This is a genomic window from Lactobacillus sp. W8172 (genome assembly GCF_016102055.1).
GTDB lineage: Bacteria > Bacillota > Bacilli > Lactobacillales > Lactobacillaceae > Lactobacillus > Lactobacillus apis_A.
The window spans coordinates 173,954-189,204 of sequence record NZ_JACFPG010000002.1 but is presented as its reverse complement, the minus strand read 5'-3'; the positions used below and the strand labels follow the sequence as shown (position 1 = coordinate 189,204).

Genomic DNA, 15,251 nt, shown 5'->3' with positions numbered 1-15,251 from the left:
AAGCAAAAAACCACTTCAAAAAATATGAAGTGGTTTTTATTCTTATTTAAAATCATTTTTGATGATGTCTTTGAATTCGGCTAGGCGCTTTTTAAAGGTTTCAAAGGCTTCTTTCAGATAATCTGGTTTAGTCATATCAACTCCGGCTTTCTTCATGATTTCGACTGGGTAATCACTTGAACCTGATTTTAAGAAGTTAATATAAGCTTCTCTTTGTTTTGATGTGCCGTGCACAACATTATTGGCTAGTGCAGTTGCTGCTGCAAAGCCAGTTGCATATTGGTAAACGTAGAAATTGTAATAGAAGTGTGGAATTCTTGCCCACTCTTTAGCAATTTCACTTCCTGGTTCAACCGCATCGCCATAGTAACGCTGGTTTAAGTCACCGTAGAAGTCGTCAAGCATGTCTGCAGTTAATGGCTCACCTTTAGCGTCTAAGTCATGAATATACTGCTCAAATTCAGCAAATTGAGTTTGTCTGAATAATGTTCCTTTAAACGAATCAAGGTAGTAGTTAAGCACGAAAGCACGTGTTTTTGGATCAGTAATATGATCTAAAAAGTACTCGGTTAAAATATTTTCGTTGGTAGTTGATGCGATTTCAGCCACAAAAATAGGATAGTCGCCATAAACATAAGGTTGAGTTTGACGTGTGTACATACTGTGGACAGAGTGGCCAGTTTCATGAACAAGGGTGTAAAGTGAATCGATATTATTTTCCCAGTTCAAAAGCTCATAAGCATCTGTATCATAAGAACCACCAGAATAAGCACCAGTAACTTTATTTTGTGATTCAACGACGTCAATTACACGGTTATTAAATATATAATCAACTTGCTTTAAGTAATCTTCTCCTAATGGAACTAGAGCTTTTTTAGCCTCTGCTTTGGCCTGCTCAAAAGTGTATGACAATGATGGCGTTCCAGTTAGTGGAACATATAAGTCCCACATTTGCAGATCATCCAGTCCGAGAATTTGTTTGCGTAAAGCAACGTAGTCATGAAGTAAATCAAGGTGACTATCAACTTCACTAATCAAAGTATCGTAGACAACAGTAGGCACGTGATTCTCTGCCAAAGCAGAGCTACGTGCAGAGTTATAATTATGAACTCGAGCCAAGTAATTGTGTTGCTTAACAACCCCGGAAAGAGTTGAAGCAAGTGAATTTTCAAATTGGCCATACGTAGCATACATTACATCAAAGGCATTTTTACGCACTTCACGGTTTTGCGATTGAATGAGGTTGGAATAAAGTCCGTCTGACAGCTGAACCATTTCGCCGTCATCAGTTTCAACGTAGCCATACGCCATATCTGAATTTGTTAAAACGTTGAAGGTGTTTTCTGAAGTACCAAGAGCATCCCCAGCATCAGCAATTATTTTTTCTTCCTGTGCCGAAAGAGTATGTGGCTTTTGCTGCATAATTTGTTCAAGCATATGAGCGTAATTGTTTAGCTTGGGCTCATCTTCCATAAACTGTTTTAACTCTGCTTGCGAGAGCTCTAAAATTGAAGGGTTCATAAAGGAAGTTGCTGCTTCAAATTGGCTTACTAAGGTTTGAGACTGAGCTACATAGCCAAGATAGTGTGAGTCGCTTGAGTCAACGTCGCTGGACATTGTTGCATAAACATAGACTTTTTCTAAACGGCGACCAACTTCCAAAATCTTAGTTAAGCCATCGTACAAATAATGACCGTCCTTAGTAAAATCTTTCTTAAGTTTGCTTAAGTCTTGCACTTCTTTTTTGATAAGAGTATATTCTTGTTCCCAGTCATTATCTGAACTAAATACTCTTGTTAAGTCCCATTTAAGTTCTTCTGGGACTTCTGTTCTTTTAGGTATAGCCATAAAAATCTCCTTACATGTGTTAATAATAGTTATGCCAAATAATAAAAAATAAGATATTATTAATTATATTTGGTAATATTCTAATTCAACTTTGAAAGTGATACAAATAAACTTGGATAATTATGAAGGGAATTGAATAAAGGTATGGAACCAAGTTCAAAACGTAGAGAAGATTATCGTAAACATCAATCTTCTCTAAATCTTCACCGCAATCATGTTTTTGCTTCACCAGCACAAAAAATGACGGGTAATGTAATTGCTCGAATTTGCGGTATTGTAGCTGTCTTATGCTTAAGTTGTGGACTCGCTTGGGCAGCTCATATGTACTTTGCTTTGCATAGTGCCATCGATGGGCAAGACGGTAACACCGCTACCTCTGCTCGAATCGCTAATCGGCAACCTATTTCAGTTCTAATTCTTGGCGTTGATCAGGGGCTTGAGGGACGTCATGACAAGGGTAATTCTGATACAATTATTTTGGCGACGGCTAATCCAGGTAAAAATAAGGCAACGATGACCTCGATTCCGCGAGATACTTTAGCCAACATTTTGGGAGATCCTGGGGACAAATATGACATGTTCAGGGTAAATTCAGCTTATGGTATCGGCGGCAGTAAAGCGTCAATGAATACCGTATCTGCATTGTTAAACGTACCGATTAACTATTACGTAGAAGTCAACATGAAGGCCTTAAAGAGCCTAGTTGATGCTGTTGGTGGTGTCGACGTTAATGTCCCATTTAAGTTCTCTTATGACTGGTGTGATTTCCATAAAGGAAAGCAGCATTTGAATGGTCGTCATGCTGTGGCTTATGTCCGTATGCGTCATGACGATCCTAGAGGAGACTACGGCCGCCAAATGAGGCAACGACAAGTAATTAATGCTGTCGTACACAAGGCTGTTTCTGTTGATTCAATTGCTAACTACCGCAAGCTAGTTAAGATTTTTAATAAATATGTCCGAACTAACTTAACCTTCAATGACATGCTGGCTTTGGCGTTAACTTACCGCGGCTGTTCGCAAAATATTAGTAGTGGGTACATTCAAGGTCACGATGCATGGATTAATGGTTCTTCAATCCAGGTTGCATCAACTGAAGAATTACAAAAAGCTTCAAACAAAATGCGTGCCAACTTGGGACTAGAACAACAAGTTTTGGATAATGATGAAACTAAGCTCAATAAGTTGAATGAGCAAAACAATCACATTAATTGGAAGGATCCTAATCCGTTTACTAATTATCAAATTTATCATTCTGTTGTTACTAATGAAAGCACTGATAGTACCAATAATACTAATGGCTCTTCTGATACTGGGAATGGCACAGGCAGTGATAATTCTACTGGGCAGTAAGTTTTTTGAAGTAAGTTATTTAAGTGAAACTAAGAGGAGAACGAAATGCAAAAGAAGGCACTTTTTCCCATTATTTATGGTGTATTGTCTGCACTAATTGTCTTTATTGCGGCATTCTTCATTTGTCTGCGATCATTCCATTTGACACTCCCTGTCTCTGTCATGGTTGCTGGGATTTTCGCATTATTCTTCTTTGCTCTTTCATGGTTTCGTGGGCATGCTTCCTATGAAATTAAGCGGATTGCACGTGAATTTCATTTGTCAGATGAAGATTTGGCGAAAATAACAGGGATGAAAGCAAGTGATTTTCCTATCTATAATGATAAATTGCAGTTAATCTTGCCCAAGCGCTACTGGCCTAAAGTTCTAGATGCTCTGCAAAAGTATGAGCAGGAACAAAAATAAAAGATGTCTGATGAAAAGTCAGACATCTTTTATTTATGACTACCTTTAAGACACAAAATTTTACCAATCAAATGTATTCTTTCTTTGTGCCAACTGCAACGGTGCTTTGGATAGTCTTGACTTGATTTAAGCAATAATAGATAATTATGAAACAGTACGCAGACTATTAATAAGACAAAAGAATTTTGACTTAAGACTAATTTTGGCTTATATGTAGCTAATAGTCTAAAACAGACAGCTGTTATTAGGGATGATTAAAAATCCTAGCAATTACAACTAAAGAAAAGCACTTGGAATAAGATGAAAATAAAAGGGTGGGCAAGACGTCCGCCTTTTTATTTCGGATGTAATTAATTAAAACTGCAAGCAAAAAAGATTACTTTACTATATAATTTGATTAACCCAAAGGAGATGCACAATGAGCTTACTAACAGTTAAAGATTTAGGTCAGGGCTTTGAAGATAAGACTTTGTATCAGGATGGCAATTTTGTGCTCAATAAAGAAGACCACATGGGAGTCACCGGCCAAAACGGAGTTGGCAAATCAACTTTAATTAAAATTTTGACTGGTGAAATTCTTCCTGATGAGGGTCAGATTAAATGGCAAAATCGCGTGACAGTTGGCTATTTAGACCAATATGCCAAATTAGCACCTGGTGTGACCATTCGACAGTTTTTACGTACAGCTTTTGAAAAGCTATACCAAAAAGAGGAAGAACTAAATAAGCTGTATGAGGAATATGCGGAAGACGGTAACGATGAGTTATTGGAAAAAGCAGGAAAGATTCAAACATACTTAGAAGAAAATAACTTTTACGGAATTGATACCGAAATCGAACGTGTTGCTTCTGGCTTAGGGCTAGCAGAATTGGGCTATGAACATGACGTTAGTCAGCTTTCAGGTGGTCAGCGATCGAAGATTATTTTAGCCAAGTTACTACTACAAAATCCTGATGTCCTTCTTTTGGATGAGCCAACTAACTACCTTGATGTGTCACACATTGATTGGTTAGTCGATTACTTAAACGAGTTTGCCGGAGCATTTATTGTTGTCAGTCACGATTATGATTTTCTTGGTCGAATTGCCAACTGCATTATTGATATTGACCTCGGCACAATTACTCGTTACACGGGTACGTTGAAACAGGCAATGCGTCAAAAAGAGGCTAATCGCGAAACTTACCTAAAGGCCTATACTAATCAACAACGAAAAATTGCTAAGACTGAAGCCTATATTCGAAAAAATAAAGCAGGTACCCGTTCAAAGAGTGCAAAATCACGTGAACGGCAACTGGCTAAAATGGACGTATTGAATCCGCCTAAGGGTAACCGCAAACCTCACTTTGAATTTCCTTATGTAGCGACCGCTGCCAATTTACTTTTACAAACCCAAGACTTAGTTATTGGTTATGATGAGGCAATCGTAAAGGAACCATTTAATTTTTCAGTTGGTGGTAATGAAAAAATTGCAATTACTGGTTTTAATGGGATCGGTAAGTCGACTTTATTAAAAACGTTACTAAGTCAAATAGAGCCAATCTCTGGTTCATTTAAACTGTCAGAAACGGCAAAGGTTGCATATTTTAAGCAGGATTTAGCTTGGCCAAATAAGAATATGACACCGCTACAATACTTGCAGGAAATTTTTGAACGAATCAAGCCTAAAGAATTGCGTGGGGCCCTAGCTAGACTAGGTGTAACTGCGCAACAGGCAATGAGTCCACTGAAAAAGCTATCCGGTGGGGAACAGGAAAAGGTTAAGTTGGCAAAAATGCAGTTCGAACCGGCTAACCTGCTATTTTTGGATGAGCCAACCAACCACTTGGACCGTGATTCAAAGGATGCACTTAGGGATGCAATCGTGAAGTTTCATGGTGCAGTAATTATCGTTAGTCATGAGCGTGATTTTTTCCAAGGTAATTGGATTGATAAGACGATTGACATTGAGACAATGAATAATAATTAGAGGAAAAAATTATGTCTAGCAAGCAAGATAGCTCTTTTTACCATGATTTACTAGATACATGCTTAACAGTTGGCGAGCTAATGATTGAAGGCGGTAGTGAGATGTATCGTGTTGAGGACACAATGGTGCGAATCGCAAAAACCGCCGGCGAACCTGATCCACGTGTCTTTATCGTACCGACAGGAATTTTTATGAGCCTTGATCGAGGGAACTATTGCCAAAGCATTTTGGTCCATGAGCGGAATATCAACTTGGAACTAGTTGACCGCATTAATTCATTATCACGTGATTTTGCTGCGCATAAAATCACTTTGCCACAAGTAAAAGAGCAGGTTTATAAAATTGCTAATGGCGATTTTCCAGTTTTTCCTTTATGGATACAAGTAATTGGTGCTGCTGTTTTAAGTGCGACACTAATGGTAATGTTTATTGAAAACTACGATTGGCTTGATTTCCCCGCTGCTGCAGTTGTTGGTGCAATTGGTTTTGTTTCAGCATATTACTTTAAACGCTTTACAAAGGTTAAATATTTAGCTGAATTAGTTGCGGCGATGATTATGACGACAGTCGCGGTTGGAATAGTTCACCTTTTTCCAGCAATGATTATCGACAATATTTTAACAGGAGCACTGATGCCACTAGTGCCAGGTTTGGCCTTAACAAACGCGCTACGTGATTTGTTTAAAGGTGATCTGTTATCCGGGATGGTTAAAATTTGTGAAGCCTTGCTTACCGCCTTTGCACTTGGTGGCGGAGTAGGTATTATATTGAAATTTTTGGGAGCTTAAAAATGCCATTTTGGTTAGAGTTAATTATTAATATCTTATTTGCCTACCTTGCTTCTGTTGGCTTTGCACTGACCATTAACGTTCCGCATCGAGTACTGAACTTGGCGGGAGTGAGCGGAGTAGTTAGTTGGATTATTTATTGGTTAGCAATGAGAGCATCAATGGGTAGATTAATATCAAACCTTCTAGGCTCATTTGCAATTGGAATTTTGGCAATTGTTTTTGCTAGAAGAAAAAAGTGTCCTGCATCTGTATTTTATATTCCGGCAATCGTACCATTAGTTCCAGGTGTACCGGCTTACCAAGCCGTCAGGGAATTAACAGCTGGAAACATTAATGGTGCGAGTGATTCAGCGCTAAGAGTGATTATTGTTACAGGCTCAATCGCGCTGGGGATGTTACTATCAAACATGTTCGTCGAGATTTTTTTCAGAGCAAAAAAATTTTACAAAGAGAAGAAAAATTCGTATAATAGTTAATACGAGTCGACAAAACGCGAGATGCGTATTTGGATGAGGACACCAGCCTTAATTGGCAGACACGGGAAGTGTTGGTGCTTGACCAACCTGATGTGAACAGAAGTAGTCACCTATTTTTTAATGGGCCTCGATTTAAAAAGAGCAGATTCTTAATTGAATCTGCTCTTTTTGTTTATCAAAAACGCAATCCCATGTAATCTGGGACTGCGTTTTTAATTAATATAGATAGCCTGTTTGCCTTGCTGAATATAACTGCTTTCCAAGTTCTTCCATGAGACTACTTTGTTTTTATGTCCGAACGGGTCATTTACTAGCACTGTACCATTTTTCTTATTGAAACCTGTAATTACACATGCATGTGAAGAAGGAGTTACATGGACCTTTCCTTGAGCAGTGTCCCAAGTCTGCATGTCGTTGACACGGTTAAACTTGATTGTGGTGATAATCAAAACAGGCTGGCCTTCAGAAACACGTTTCAGGACCTGAATAAAGTCGTGGCCGGTATAGTTTTGTACTCGATTAGTGTATTTACGTGCAACCTGTTCAAGGGGCTCGTTGTAAACGCACCAGCCAGCGTTGGCTTGGCTCATATATCCGACAAAGCCAACATGAGGATTACCACGGTATTGACCGTTATCTGTGTATGAAGCAACGTGTTTGATATTTTCTGATAAATCCAGCTTATTGACCTTGAAGCCATAATATTGCAATAGCATGGATAGTGAAGTAACTTCACAACCGTTTGGCAGGTCAGGGTACTGATTTTCTAGTGGTACATCAAGTTTTTGTTCTGACTTCAAGGTTAACCAATCGTAGCGGTCTTGAAATGCTCTTGAGTTAAGAACTGCGAAGATCAGTTCTAAAAAAATTACACCCAGAAGTAGATACATAATTTTTCGGGTAAGTGTTCTTTTCTTTCTCATAGGGCTATTTAACCACATGGTAAAGAAGAAAAGCAAAGGAATTTACTAAGTTTCATAACAATTCCAAGCTATTTAGGGGAATTTTAACCACTATATTTTGGAAAAAGAAAAACCACTCAATTGCTTGAGTGGTTTTAATTGATTTATGCAAAACTAAAATTAATTAGTGATGACTTGCACCAGAAGTAGCGTCTTCGTGGCTAGGTTCTTCATGACTAACTGGAGCTTCTTCACGATGCTCTTCATGGTGACTGTGGCTAGCACCTGAAAGTGCGTCTAATGAGTGGTCAACACCCTTAACAGCCATACCTTCAGTATCCATACCTGGGCAGTAAACTTCATCCATTGGGATACCCTTTTCTTCTGAGAAGGCCTTAGTTAAAGTTTCCATGTCCATTAATTCGTATGTCTTATCTGGATCCTTTGGATCAACAATTTGAATTTGAGCCATCATACCTGCATCTTCGTGTTCGATGATGTGGCAGTGGTACATGAAGACACCAGTGTTTTGGAAGTAAACCTTCAAACGAACAGTTTCTTGTGGGGCAACTTCAACAGTGTCCTTGTAAACGCCCTTTTCGTTTGGATATGGTTCTTCACCATTACGTGAAACGACTAAGAAGTGAGCACCGTGAATATGGAATGGGTGTAACATACCGTTAACCTTGTCGTTAGTGTTAGTAACGTCCCAGTATTCTGCGTTCATTAAGTCTTGCTTCAAGTCGATACGTTGCATAGCAAACTTCTTACCGTTGATCATGTTGTGGTTGTCCATAGTAACATGAGGAACTGGTGAGTTAGGGTTAACAACTGGATCATATGGCTTGAATAAGGTGTCAGGAATTACGCTGTCATCTTTTTCGTAGTTATGAATTCTAAATTCAACTAACTTGAAGTCATCAGTGTAAAGGTTAACAACGTCACCTTCTTTGTAGTTGCTGAAGTCAACAACCACTTGTTGACGTTCACCAGGTCCGATTAATACCTTGGTCATCTTAACTGGATGCTCCAAGAATGAATCATCACCACCGATTTGAGTCATTACCAAATCGTCACTAAAGTGTAAACGCCACTCACGACGGTTAGAACCACCTAAGAAAATCAAACGAACTTTTTGAGTTGTAACATCAACGTAAGGACGAACAACACCGTTGATAATTGGAGTATCACCAAAGATACCCATTGCGTTGTAGTCTGCCTTATAGTCGAATTGGTTATCTTCATGGAAGATTCTATCTTGCAAGATAATTGGGAATTCGTCTTTGCCATAAGTCTTAGGAATTGGTAATTGTGCTTCATTAGCATCAGTAACAACAACACCCATTGCAAGTCCCATCCAAACTTGTGAAGCAGTTGATGGACATGGGTGAGCGTGAAGCCATGTAAGTGCGGCTGGTTGGTTAACAACGAAGTCGATTTGCTTTTCTTCGCCTGGGTATACAGGTGAGTGACATGCACCATCGTTACCAGGACCGGAAACTTCCATACCGTGCCAGTGGTAAGTTGTTAATTCTGGTAAGCTGTTTTTCAAGGTTACATGTACATGTTGACCCTTAGTTAAAACCATTGTCTTACCAAGAACTGGGAAATTATAGCCCCAAGTATGAGTCTTCTTACCTGGCAAGAATTGGAATTCACCTTCTTGAGATTCAATGGTGTACCAAACATCATTGTTTTCTTGCTTATCAGGCTCTAGTACTGGAGGAACGATTAATGGCTGAGCCTCTACTCCTTCTGGAATATGAAGTTCTTTGTACCCCATACCATGGTTTTTGTCAAAATCATCTGAGTTATAGAAATAATCTGTGTAAACTTTGTCTGACATATTTGTCTACCTTTCAATTTAAAACTTTAGCTAAAAATTTTATATTCAAGTTAAATTTTATTCTTTGTGAAAACGCTTGTAAAGTGCGGAAAGTAATGTTTTTTAGGCTTGAAAAATATAAAAATGCTTTTTTGATTTTTAGACTATCAAAGTGTTATTTAATCCTTTTCACAAACAGCTTGAACGCAAGTGATTGTAAAGAAAAATGAATAAAAAACGGAACAAAAGTTCACTTTCTTCAAACAATTGTTCTTTAAATTTTTTTTTTAAAGAGAGAAAAATAAATTGTTTTTAATCCTGAATTTGAGTATCGTAATAGAAGACTGATAACAAATTGATTAACTTAAAAGGGAATTTTTATTTTGAAGATTAACTTAACAGACTTAGCAGAAAGAATTGAAGAACAAAACTACCTGCAAGATTTAGAAGCCGTTAAATATGCTGACATTAGCAAGTCCAAAGCCAAACTTAAGGAGCTAGCGACGAAAATGGTTAAGGAAACAGTTGCCGCAATCAAGCATGATTCTTTAAGCCATGTCGCCCTTGAAGTAACAGGACAAAGACCAGTCACTTTCATTTTAGAAAATAATATTATCAACTTACCATATAGCAATTACAAAAAGGTCAGCAACTTTTTTGAAGAGGGTAAAGACTACCCAATCTACGTTTACTTTGAAACGCAGTCAGAATTTTTGAATGCATCGAATTTTCGGATTGATCAATTAGCTACTGAAGATGAGATTATGCAATCCGAAGATGAGGTCACTGCAAAGCTAGTGGAAGCAATTGAGGGAAAAATCAAGCAAGTAAGAGAATATGCTAAGCCTGAGCCAGCACCTGCTAAAAAGCCTGCCGCTAAGAAAGCTGCTACGAAAAAGAAAACTACAAAAGCCAAGAAAAAATAGCCCGATTATTTATGAACAGGAGATAGTTTAGGCTTTTTTCACTATTCAAAATCAAGTTTTTACAATATAATGAAAGCAATTACAGGAGGGTGTTATGTTTAGTTGGAATTTGCTCGGCGTCTTATTGTGGGTCTTTGTCATTTTATATTTTATCTTTGTCATTCAGAACATTCGCAGACGGCGAATTACAATGATTATCAAGGAGCACCGCAAATTTAGCTGGACTAATTTTTTAATTGATCTAGTTGAAGTGGTGATTTTTTTAGTGGCACTTATTTGGTTATTTGATCGCACAATGCTTGATAATCCAGACCTTGAGGATACGAGCAAAATCACGTCAACAGTAACCTATGAACCACTGGTAATGAACACAGGTGAGGGTAATTCTTCCTATGTAACGATTAATTCAAAGAAGAAAAAGATTGGCACCCAAACATATACTTATTTCCGTAATGGTAGAAAAGCGCAAGTTTCAAGCGATTTTGCAACGGTAGCATATGGTAAAAATCCAATCGATCTTAATGCTACTAGGATTCCTTATGACAAAAAACAACTAGAAAAAATGGATCAAAAATATCAGCGTGCGTATGTAGCTGTTTACTCTGCTGATTATAAAAAAGTCTGGCAAAATGGTATTGGCATGCATGCTGGGCACAATGCTATTAGATATTATCTAATCAGGATTCCAGACGCGTCATTTATCAAAGAAAAGTAAAATTAATTTTAATAATAAAAAGGGTCCTGAAAGTTGTTTAGCTTTCAGGACTCTTTTCGTTTGGTAATAGCTTTAAGGATATTATTAAGTTATAAAAAGTCTTACCAAGAATTAGGGCATATAATAAATTTCTAACCTCACTAAAGGTCAGGATTATCATCGCAATCGATTTCTTGCTGTCCAGAGTTTTTGGGGAGTCTAGATTGGTTAATTTGCTTCTGCGCATTCTTTTGCTGTGAAGCCAGTAATTGAAGTGTTCTATTACGACTTGGAGTATTTTCAACTTTAATTAATTTCGCAATTTGGTCAATATTGGCTTCATTTTGCGCTTGAATCATTTCTTCGTTTTTTCTTGGATAATCAATCATTTGACCATGATTAGCTGCATATGCAGAAAGGAAAATTTTGCAGCTACGACCATTGCCTTCTCTAAAGGGATGCATAAAGTTAATTGCGTCTAATAGTTCAGCATAGTCTTTAGCAGATAAGGGCGTTGTTTTTGGGATGCTTATGTAGCATATATTGATGTCTTTTTCGGCGAAATCAAATCTGGTGAAGTCAAAAAACTGATAGCCATTTTTACTAAAATTACCTGGGCGATATTTACCAGCCCAATCGTATAGTTCGCCAAATAAGAATTGGTGAATTTTTTTAAGGTCATTGATATCTTTTATCTGCGGCTTTTTTTGTAATAGGAATAAAGCATTTCGAGCAGATAATTCATTCTCTTTTTTCTCTAACTCTGCTGCATCGTGAATATGGAGCTTGTTTTTAATACACCATTTGAATATAGAGTTTTACTAATCCAATCACTCACTGTTCTTGCTCCCAAATTTTTTCAAAACATTCAGCTACTTGAGGATTGGGATTGATTGCTTCATCTAGCAGTTCCTGAATATCTGATTTTGTTGGATTCCATCCTTCTAGGTGGTTAACTTCGACAACAGTTCTAATTTGTTGATAAGTCTCTTTATCAGCAATAAAAACGCCTTGGATAGTTTGCGTTTCATCATTTATATCTAAAATATATGGTTGCGCTTCTAATGCGTTTAATAAATCCCCTGGTCTTTCTCCTAAGCCAATTGCAAAAGCATTAAGCACACGGATTGACCAGGTTTCAATCGGTTTAACGATTGCATTTCTTAAGGTACTAAGTGGAACATTACTAATTTCAGAAACTTTTGTAACACTCATATTTTTGCTTTCAAGCAGTTTAACAATTGTTGCACTCATTTTAGAACCCCCAGTGTTTTGTCTCAGTTTTACCATATTTAGACACTTTTTTGATGATATATGGGATAGAGAGCATGACACAGTATATTTTTAATTAACTAAAAAAACCTAACAAAAGTTAGGTTTAGTTATTATATCTATCACGAGTCTTTTCAATTTTGATTTAAATTGATAGTCGTATTAGTTTTCGTTTTTCGCACCTGTAATAATAAGTTTCCTTCAATGAATGCGAAGATAAAGCTGGCTGTTAGGAAGTCCATTACGTTGCCTGAATAAAAAGCTGCAAGCAAGATAAAAGCGCTTGAGACAATTAATGAACTAACCAGATATGTTCGGGCTGATTGATACCTGAGCCAGCGATAAGCAGCATAAAGTAGTATTGCCAAGTAAGGTCCGACAAAGATTAACATGCCAATCCAGCCTAAAGAATAAATCTGAGCCGCAAAGTCACGCTCTAAGTTAAAAATGTTGTTTTCACGGACATAGGAGATACCTAGGAATTTGTCTAGCTTATTGTCATTAGTCTTAACAACTTGATTCAGCATAGCCTTTTCAAGATGGCGATTTTCCATACGTGTTTGACCGGGCTCGATAATAATTTTTAACCAAAACTCAGGATCATACTGGTAAGGATAGCTCTTGAAGACGAATTTTGGATTGAGTGCATAGGCTTGGTAGTTTTCCTTAATAAAGCTACGTAAAAAGTCTTCACGTTTTTGACCAGTAGGATATTTTTTAAGGCCGGCATTCAATTCACGTGTTTCGTCGGATAAATCATGATCGGATTGCTTTGCCAAATATATTTCGTAATTATAGCGTTGAATTGCTGGACCAAAAGGTAAGATTGCAATCGAGCCTGCTCCAATGAGCAAACTAACTATAACGGCAAGCATATTTTTTTTCGCATTCTTAAGGATATAGCGGTGGAATAGGTAGAGCAGAAGCCCAACTAGAATTCCGCCAATTAAGCCGATTGCGGCAACCTTAGTTCCGATTTCAATCATTGCTAAAGCCTGAACAACGTTCAATGTGATTGTGATCCAGTTGAAATCAGTAAATAGATAATAAATAAGTAACGGTAACAGCATAAACAAAACAGCTGAAATCATGTTGGTGAAATTAAAGAAACCTTTCGAAGCCATATGCGAATAGCCGATATTTGGATTGAAAAACCACTCGAAAATATTAGCGCTGATTACGCCTGTTTCATAAGATTTCAGTGAAATTACGAACAAGTTTGATAGGACAATTGTGCCTGAAAAAAGTCCAGAAACGCCCCCGATTACTTGTTGTAACTGTTTTGTGCCAAAATTAAGTTCTTTGGTTAAATAAATAATGACGAGTGGCAGACACATGCGAATCAAATAGAATAGCTCACCACTAGTGGAGTAACCGTAATTAGTGGGATTAACACTGGTAAATGTCCGTACGTGCACTAAATGCAGAACGCTATAAATAATTAATAAAATTAGATAGGCGATTAACCATTTTTGTGTACTCAACTTCTGCCACGACTCTTTTTGGCTAAAAAATAGACAAAATAAAACAGCTACGGCAATGAGTCGAATAATGGTCGGCAATGTAAAAGGTAAAATAGTAGCAAGGCTGCCATGGTAAAACCAGTACAAGTCAAGAAACGGTTGAACAAGGATAAACCAGAATAAAATGTTTTTTGCTTTTTCTTTCACTGTTTTTCTCCCAAAATGCTAAGTAATATGTAAGCCTAATTTTAGGCAAAAATGAACGAAAAAAAAAGAGTTTAAAAGTTTAGCTGAGCTAAAATTAAGAGGATTTTTATATCTTATCCACTAGATTAGCTATGTACTCAGAAAAGTATCATATATTACGAGAATTGACTTGTAACTTATTTGATGTGATAATTGTATTGAATTTATTAAAATTAAATTAAGCGATTCAAGCTGAAGACGTGTTTTAACAGTTACGACTACTTGTTAATTAAAGAGGATTTATTATGAAAAAAGGCACTTTAAGTGATAAACAAATTCTAGAAAGTTTGCTTGTATTCTTTTTCTTATTAATTGCTATGCCTAGGCCATATAATATACTATTGAAGGTAGCTATTATTGTTACTTTGATTCTTTTGTCTTTCATGCTTATTAAAATATATAAGAATGAAAAGGGCGCTTAAATCAAGCAGCTGGCCATTTATAGTATTTTAAAGGGGTAGAAACGTTTTAGGTTTGTATACCATTTTAATTATCTGCAATTGCAATAACAAATTACTTTCAATGAATGAGAAGATTAACATATAAATATGGTTAAGCTTTTCTAAATTTAAACTAAACTAATAATGAAGTAAGTATAATTATCATTATAGACTGGAAAAAAGTCATACTATGTTAGAATTCGGGAGTGCTTTTCAGTCATAATGGAAGCTGATAATTGCAGTAGTAATTCAAAATAAGTACATTAAAAAGGAAGAATATATGAAAAAACTATTTTATTCTATTATTGGTATTATCGCACTCGCAATTGCAGCCTTGGTGGTTATACCTAATCAGTATACGGATTACTTTAACCCTCACATTAAGATGGAAACCGATTATGCAAAGGTACCGAAGAACACACAAAAATATTACAATGTTCAGGCCGTTGACCGTAATGGCAGAAAACTCCCTTATAAGATAATGTATGTTGGCGGTTATGATCCGTCACAGGAGTATATTGCAATTCATCATAAGAGACAGTATGTAAAACTAATTGAATATATCCCTAAAAATAAAATGCCAAAAAATGACTAACTGAAAAAATGTCCAAACAAGAAGGTCTCATTACGGTATGAGACCTTTT

General features: G+C 36.9%; 15 protein-coding genes and 1 pseudogene. 9 read left to right on the top strand and 7 right to left on the bottom strand.

Translation table 11 applies throughout. The features are described 5' to 3' along the window. Positions 1-42 precede the first annotated feature (42 nt). Positions 43-1,848 carry an oligoendopeptidase F gene (gene pepF, locus H3R21_RS04455; RefSeq protein WP_198183301.1) on the bottom strand — a complete coding sequence of 602 codons (1,806 nt, stop codon included), beginning with the start codon at positions 1,846-1,848 and terminating at the stop codon, positions 43-45. 144 nt (positions 1,849-1,992) lie between these two features. Here pepF and H3R21_RS04450 point away from each other — a divergent pair, with 144 nt between their 5' ends. The 5 genes from H3R21_RS04450 to H3R21_RS04430 all read left to right on the top strand — a co-directional run bounded on the left by H3R21_RS04450 (position 1,993) and on the right by H3R21_RS04430 (position 6,839). Continuing rightward, on the top strand, positions 1,993-3,201 hold the full coding sequence (locus tag H3R21_RS04450; protein WP_198183405.1) for an LCP family protein: 1,209 nt from the start codon (positions 1,993-1,995) through the stop codon (positions 3,199-3,201). 45 nt (positions 3,202-3,246) lie between these two features. Further along, positions 3,247-3,606: a hypothetical protein gene (locus H3R21_RS04445; RefSeq protein ID WP_198183299.1), complete on the top strand. Its 360-nt coding sequence runs from the start codon at positions 3,247-3,249 to the stop codon at positions 3,604-3,606. A 418-nt stretch (positions 3,607-4,024) separates the two neighbouring features. Next, positions 4,025-5,572: an ABC-F family ATP-binding cassette domain-containing protein gene (locus H3R21_RS04440; protein ID WP_198183297.1), complete on the top strand. Its 1,548-nt coding sequence runs from the start codon at positions 4,025-4,027 to the stop codon at positions 5,570-5,572. A gap of 11 nt (positions 5,573-5,583) precedes the next feature. Continuing rightward, positions 5,584-6,360 carry a threonine/serine exporter family protein gene (locus H3R21_RS04435; protein WP_046307791.1) on the top strand — a complete coding sequence of 259 codons (777 nt, stop codon included), beginning with the start codon at positions 5,584-5,586 and terminating at the stop codon, positions 6,358-6,360. A gap of 2 nt (positions 6,361-6,362) precedes the next feature. Further along, positions 6,363-6,839, top strand: a complete 477-nt coding sequence (locus H3R21_RS04430) for a threonine/serine exporter family protein (RefSeq protein ID WP_198183295.1) — start codon at positions 6,363-6,365, stop codon at positions 6,837-6,839. A gap of 212 nt (positions 6,840-7,051) precedes the next feature. Here H3R21_RS04430 and H3R21_RS04425 read toward each other — a convergent pair whose 3' ends face one another. Beyond that, complete coding sequence (locus tag H3R21_RS04425; protein WP_198183293.1) at positions 7,052-7,762, bottom strand: C39 family peptidase; 711 nt, start codon at positions 7,760-7,762, stop codon at positions 7,052-7,054. 163 nt (positions 7,763-7,925) lie between these two features. Then, positions 7,926-9,587 carry a multicopper oxidase family protein gene (locus H3R21_RS04420; RefSeq protein WP_198183291.1) on the bottom strand — a complete coding sequence of 554 codons (1,662 nt, stop codon included), beginning with the start codon at positions 9,585-9,587 and terminating at the stop codon, positions 7,926-7,928. 362 nt (positions 9,588-9,949) lie between these two features. Between H3R21_RS04420 and H3R21_RS04415 the strand changes: the two genes are divergently transcribed. Beyond that, positions 9,950-10,492, top strand: a complete 543-nt coding sequence (locus H3R21_RS04415; protein ID WP_198183290.1) for a hypothetical protein — start codon at positions 9,950-9,952, stop codon at positions 10,490-10,492. A gap of 94 nt (positions 10,493-10,586) precedes the next feature. Then, positions 10,587-11,207, top strand: a complete 621-nt coding sequence (locus H3R21_RS04410) for an LVIS_2131 family protein (protein ID WP_198183288.1) — start codon at positions 10,587-10,589, stop codon at positions 11,205-11,207. 140 nt (positions 11,208-11,347) lie between these two features. Here H3R21_RS04410 and H3R21_RS07565 read toward each other — a convergent pair whose 3' ends face one another. The 4 genes and pseudogenes from H3R21_RS07565 to H3R21_RS04395 all read right to left on the bottom strand — a co-directional run bounded on the left by H3R21_RS07565 (position 11,348) and on the right by H3R21_RS04395 (position 14,128). Then, on the bottom strand, positions 11,348-11,650 hold the full coding sequence (locus H3R21_RS07565) for a hypothetical protein (RefSeq protein WP_341464129.1): 303 nt from the start codon (positions 11,648-11,650) through the stop codon (positions 11,348-11,350). A gap of 3 nt (positions 11,651-11,653) precedes the next feature. Then, positions 11,654-11,854: pseudogene (locus H3R21_RS07560) on the bottom strand (cell division protein); the annotation flags it as partial. A 166-nt stretch (positions 11,855-12,020) separates the two neighbouring features. Further along, positions 12,021-12,440, bottom strand: a complete 420-nt coding sequence (locus H3R21_RS04400) for a helix-turn-helix domain-containing protein (protein ID WP_198183286.1) — start codon at positions 12,438-12,440, stop codon at positions 12,021-12,023. A 152-nt stretch (positions 12,441-12,592) separates the two neighbouring features. After that, a complete protein-coding gene (locus tag H3R21_RS04395) occupies positions 12,593-14,128 on the bottom strand; it encodes an O-antigen ligase family protein (protein WP_198183284.1) in 1,536 nt (511 codons plus the stop codon). 284 nt (positions 14,129-14,412) lie between these two features. Here H3R21_RS04395 and H3R21_RS04390 point away from each other — a divergent pair, with 284 nt between their 5' ends. Further along, complete coding sequence (locus H3R21_RS04390) at positions 14,413-14,589, top strand: hypothetical protein (RefSeq protein ID WP_198183282.1); 177 nt, start codon at positions 14,413-14,415, stop codon at positions 14,587-14,589. Between the two features lie 298 nt (positions 14,590-14,887). Continuing rightward, the gene (locus tag H3R21_RS04385; protein ID WP_074425861.1) at positions 14,888-15,202 is read left to right on the top strand and encodes a YxeA family protein; all 315 of its coding nucleotides are present in this window, start codon (positions 14,888-14,890) and stop codon (positions 15,200-15,202) included. Positions 15,203-15,251: the final 49 nt, after the last annotated feature.